The organism is uncultured Maritalea sp., assembly GCF_937139385.1.
In the GTDB taxonomy this organism is placed as follows: domain Bacteria; phylum Pseudomonadota; class Alphaproteobacteria; order Rhizobiales; family Devosiaceae; genus Maritalea; species Maritalea porphyrae_A.
Genome location: NZ_CAKZPW010000117.1, coordinates 1 through 4,528, shown reverse-complemented (window position 1 = coordinate 4,528; position 4,528 = coordinate 1). Strand labels below are relative to the sequence as shown.

Sequence of the window (4,528 nt, the reverse complement as noted above, 5' to 3'; positions counted from 1 at the left end):
GGTTGCAAGAGCCAAGGACATCGACGATGAAGACGGCGATGATGATCAGCCCAAAAAGCGTCGTCGTCGGGGCCGTCGTGGTGGTCGCCGCAACCGTCGCGTTCAAGAAGATGGCGTAACAGCCACAAATGATGGTGAAACAGCAAGCGAAGAAGCTTCTGGTCCATCAGAAGGCACACAAGCACCAGCCATGGACGCCGAAGCTGCTGCAGCTATTGAATCAGCGCCAAGTGTAAGCGAAGCCGCACCCGAAGCTGAAACCGCTGACGAGAAACCGAAAAAGCGCACCCGTCGCCCACGGCGCAAAAAGACTGATGAACAGTCTGAAGTCGTGGCGCAAGAAAGCGCAGAAGTGGCACAAACTCCTGAAGCTTCCAAACCCGACGCGGTTGAAGCCACAGAAGAAAAGCCAAAACGTCGTCGTGGTCGCAAATCAAACGCTGAAAAAGCGGCGGAAGCCTTGGCTGCTGAGAATGCTGCAAAGGCTGCTGAAGAAAAACCGGCGAAAGCAGAGCCAAAAGAAGAAAAGCCTGCCGAGGTTGCGCCGATTGAAGTGAAAACTGAAGAAAAGCCAAGCAAACGGCCCGAGCGCGCTGAAAAGAAACTACCTGAAGAGGGTATTATCGTGACCTCATCTTCTCCGGCCAAGTCCGAAGAAGACACACCAGCAGAGCCTGAAAAGAAGGTGAAAAAGGGCTGGTGGCAGCGCAACATTCTAGGCAACTAGAAGAGCGCCACGCTCAATGACAATGTTTGAATATTACAATGGTCGGCTTAAAAAGCCGGCCATTTTTTCTATGGCATCTTCGATCGTTTCCCGCGAGCCAGCATACGAAAACCGCACAAACTTATTGCCATTCACCCGGTCAAAATCAACACCGGGCGTTGCGGCCACATCAGCACGCTCCAAGAGCTTTTTACAGAACTCGACGCTGTCATCGGTAAAGCTTGAAACGTTCGCATAAGCATAAAACGCGCCGTCGGACTGACAAACATCGCCAAAGCCCATTTCCTGCAATGCCCGGGTCAAAAGCAGACCATTGGTCAGATAGTGGACTTTTTGCGCGTCATAATAGTCCCTGCATTTCAACGCCACCTCACCCGCCAATTGGGACATGCTGGGCGCAGAAATAAACATATTCTGCGCCATAATCTCTGTGCGCCGCGCCATATCTTTTGGCAAGACCATCCAGCCCAATCGCCAACCGGTCATACAATAGTATTTTGAAAAACTATTGATGATGATCGCATCGTCGCCAAATTCAAGCGCTGATGTTTCAGCCATGCCATGGCTGAGCCCGTGGTAAATCTCGTCCGAGATAAACCGAACACCCAAATCACGGCAGGTCTTGATGATCTCTTCAAGTTCCTCACGTTCAATCATAGCGCCAGTGGGATTGGCAGGCGACGCCAACAATAATCCTGCAAAAGGCTGTTTCTCATATGCCGAACGCACTTCATCCGCATCCAAGCGCCAACTCTTTTCGGCAAACAACTCGATTTCAACAGGTTCAAAACCCAAGCTGGACAAAATGTTTAAGTAGGCTGGATAACCGGGCCGCGTTACTGCAATCTTTGCACCGCGTTCGAACCCTGCCAAAAAGGCCAATATAAACCCAGCCGACGACCCGTTGGTCACAAGAATGTCTTCAGGATCCACAATTGCTTTGTGCCGCTGGCGATAATAATTGACCAAACCTTCTCGAAGCGACGCATTGCCTTTGGCATGTGTATAGCTTTGTGGCTCATTCTGAACCGCTGCGGCCACCGCCTCACGAACTTGCGGCGCAGCGCGAGCACCCGGTTCTCCCACTTCCAAATGGCAAACTTTGGTGCCCTGCGCTTCTTTTTGCTTTGCGAGAGCCAAAATCTCCATCGCATAAAACGGTCGCAACGCATCAAACTCTTGTGATTTCGCCATTAAAGTGCCCAACTTTCTTGCATTAGGTGCCATAAAGGTATGACGTCAAAAACTATCTTGCATCAGGCCATAATTCGATTGGGGCGCAAAGGTCAATTCAACAATGGTAAGAATTCTCTCCACACTTCTTTTTGGACTGGCCGTTCTCCTCGCCCCGATAGCCGCCAAAGCCCAAACCCTGCGATTGATTACGGACGCTGAAACCCAGTCCATGATCCGAGACTTTTCCGCCCCCCTGATGAAAGCGGCTGGCATCAACAACCGCGACCTACCAATCTATTTGGTCAACGACCGGCGGTTTAATGCCTTTGTGATCGAAAACGGCTCGCTCTTCATCAATTATGGCACCATCATTGACGCGAAAACACCCAATGCCTTCAAAGCCGTTTTAGCCCATGAAATTGGACATTTGGCAGGTGGTCATTTGCAAAGATTGCGCGAGCAGGCCGAGGTGCAAGCCAAAGTGCAGGCAGTGTCGATGTTGTTGGGTGTGGGCGTACTTGCCGCGGCTGCGGGGCAAGAAAACCGTGAGGATCTGGGGCGTATGGCCAGTGCCTTCATAATTGGGGCATCCTCTGCCAGCCAAAACGCCTTTATGGCCTATCGCCGATCAGAAGAAAGCGCCGCCGATGCTGCAGCCATCTCCTATCTTGAGCGCACCAAACAATCGCCCGAGGGATTGATCGATGTTCTTAATACGCTGAAAAGCAATCAGGGTCTAAGCGCGGGCGCATCGGGGTATTTGGGTACACACCCCCTCGCCCAAGACCGCATCAACCAAGTTCAAAACCGTGCCTCAGGCAGTCCGTTCCGCAAAAAACGAGATAGTCAAAAAGACATCATGCGGTTTGAACTGGTCAAGGCGAAACTTACAGGTTTTCTCGAACGAAGCCAAACAGTGCTGAACAGATATCCAAATACAGACAAGTCAATCGCAGCGCGCTATGCCCGCACAATTGCCGGTTATCGCGCTGGCGCAGCCGCAAGTGCTGTAAAACAGATGGCCGCTTTAGCCAATGCAGATCCACGCAATCCAAACTTCCAGGAAATGCTCGGACAAATGTATTATGAAACCGGCCAGCCAGCCAAAGCCATCCCACCGCTAAAACGCGCAGTTGAGCTTTCGCCAAATGAACCTGAATTTCGTTTGATCTACGCTTTGGCGTTGGCCGATACAGGCGACACATCAAACATAGAAGAAGCCATTCGTCAGCTCAAACGTGTGTCGGCAACTTCACCAAAATCACCACGTCCCTTTGCGATACTCGCGCGTGCTTATGCAAAACTTGGCGACAAAGGCCAAGCCGACCTAGCCTCAGCAGAAGCAGCCTTGCTGAATGGAGAAGAGGGTTTGGCGCGCAGTCTCGCCAAAAAGGCACAACGCAATCTCACCAAAGGAACGCCTGCTTGGTTGCGTTCTGACGACATATTGTCCCTAACTTGATCTCAAACTCATTCTGATTCGAAAGATTTAAAATGCAAGCTCGTACCATTTACTTCATTACCGGCGCCCTGTTGCTCGCTGCCGCCATTCTCTTCGCAGCGGTTTCCATCACACAGCAGCAGCCCCAGCTTTCGACCTCAGAAATTCAGCAACTAATCGATGACGCTATCGAACAAAAGATCGGCTCACTGCAAACAACAAAAACTCAGGGCCAAAGCACCCCCGTGGATACCTCTCAACTTGGCCCCGTTATCGAAAACTACCTGATTGCCAATCCGTCAATTTTGCAGCGCATGTCAATCGCATTACAGCAAGAAACAGAACGCGAGCAGAATGAACAAGCCAAAGCGGCATTGTCCACCTTGCACGGCGCGATCTACGATGATCCGGATCACGTAGTTTTGGGCAATCCAGAAGGTGATGTCACCCTGGTTGAGTTCTTTGACTATAATTGTGGTTTCTGTCGCCAAGCACTTGCCGATGTAATTGAGTTGCTGGACGAAGACAAAAATGTTCGCCTCATTCTCAAAGAGTTCCCAATTCTAAGCCAAGGCTCTGTAGATGCGGCGCGGATAGCTGTATTGGTGGCGCGCGACAAAGACGTCAGCTATATGGATTTCCATCAGCAAGTCTTTGCCTCACGCGGTCAAATCGACAAGGCCACAGCACTAAAAGCAGCTGAAGCACTGGGCATGAACCCGATTGAGCTGGAATTGCAAATGGGCGACAAAACAGTCACCGATACAATTGGGCGCAATTACCAAATCGCAGATTCATTGGGCATTTCTTCAACACCAAATTTCATCATTGGTGATGAAATCCTACGCGGCGCAGTCGGCATCGCTGAGATGCGGGAAAAGGTGAAAAACATGCGCGAATGCGGCAAAGCGACGTGTAATCTATAAAATCAGCCCATTTTATCTATAAAATGTCAAAAAGAGCAAAGGATTGTCTTGCAACCCTTTGCCTTTTCGCCCAATTTCGTATAGTCACATCACACTTTTGTGGCGAACGGCATAAGTAGAGGCGTTGATGACCAAAAAAATCGCAATTCTGAACGGACCAAATCTCAACTTGTTGGGGAACCGTGAAGGCGACATTTATGGCAATATCCGCCTAGCTGAAATTGAAGCCGCGTGCGCAGACGAATGCGCCCGGTCCGA

At 50.6% G+C, this 4,528-nt stretch carries 4 protein-coding genes and 1 pseudogene; 4 read left to right on the top strand and 1 reads right to left on the bottom strand.

Annotated features, from left to right (window positions below; translation table 11 throughout):
- Nucleotides 1–727 (top strand): annotated as a pseudogene (locus Q0231_RS04795) (hypothetical protein); the annotation flags it as partial.
- A 33-nt stretch (nt 728–760) separates the two neighbouring features.
- Here Q0231_RS04795 and Q0231_RS04790 read toward each other — a convergent pair.
- Nucleotides 761–1,921 carry an aminotransferase class I/II-fold pyridoxal phosphate-dependent enzyme gene (locus tag Q0231_RS04790; RefSeq protein WP_299345747.1) on the bottom strand — a complete coding sequence of 387 codons (1,161 nt, stop codon included), beginning with the start codon at nt 1,919–1,921 and terminating at the stop codon, nt 761–763.
- A gap of 103 nt (nt 1,922–2,024) precedes the next feature.
- Here Q0231_RS04790 and Q0231_RS04785 point away from each other — a divergent pair, with 103 nt between their 5' ends.
- From Q0231_RS04785 to Q0231_RS04775, 3 genes are all read left to right on the top strand, one after another.
- The gene (locus Q0231_RS04785) at nt 2,025–3,365 is read left to right on the top strand and encodes a M48 family metalloprotease (RefSeq protein ID WP_299345744.1); all 1,341 of its coding nucleotides are present in this window, start codon (nt 2,025–2,027) and stop codon (nt 3,363–3,365) included.
- Nucleotides 3,366–3,397: 32 nt separating this feature from the next.
- Nucleotides 3,398–4,270, top strand: a complete 873-nt coding sequence (locus Q0231_RS04780; protein ID WP_299345741.1) for a DsbA family protein — start codon at nt 3,398–3,400, stop codon at nt 4,268–4,270.
- 127 nt (nt 4,271–4,397) lie between these two features.
- The coding region (locus Q0231_RS04775) for a type II 3-dehydroquinate dehydratase (protein WP_299345749.1) at nt 4,398–4,528 on the top strand (131 nt) is incomplete at its 3' end.

Excerpts from the sequence above, each read along its gene's own strand:
- Q0231_RS04780 (WP_299345741.1), top strand. The coding sequence starts at position 3,398 with ATGCAAGCTCGTACCATTTACTTCATTACCGGCGCCCTGTTGCTCGCT.
- Q0231_RS04785 (WP_299345744.1), top strand. The coding sequence starts at position 2,025 with ATGGTAAGAATTCTCTCCACACTTCTTTTTGGACTGGCCGTTCTCCTC.
- Q0231_RS04790 (WP_299345747.1), bottom strand. The coding sequence starts at position 1,921 with ATGGCGAAATCACAAGAGTTTGATGCGTTGCGACCGTTTTATGCGATG.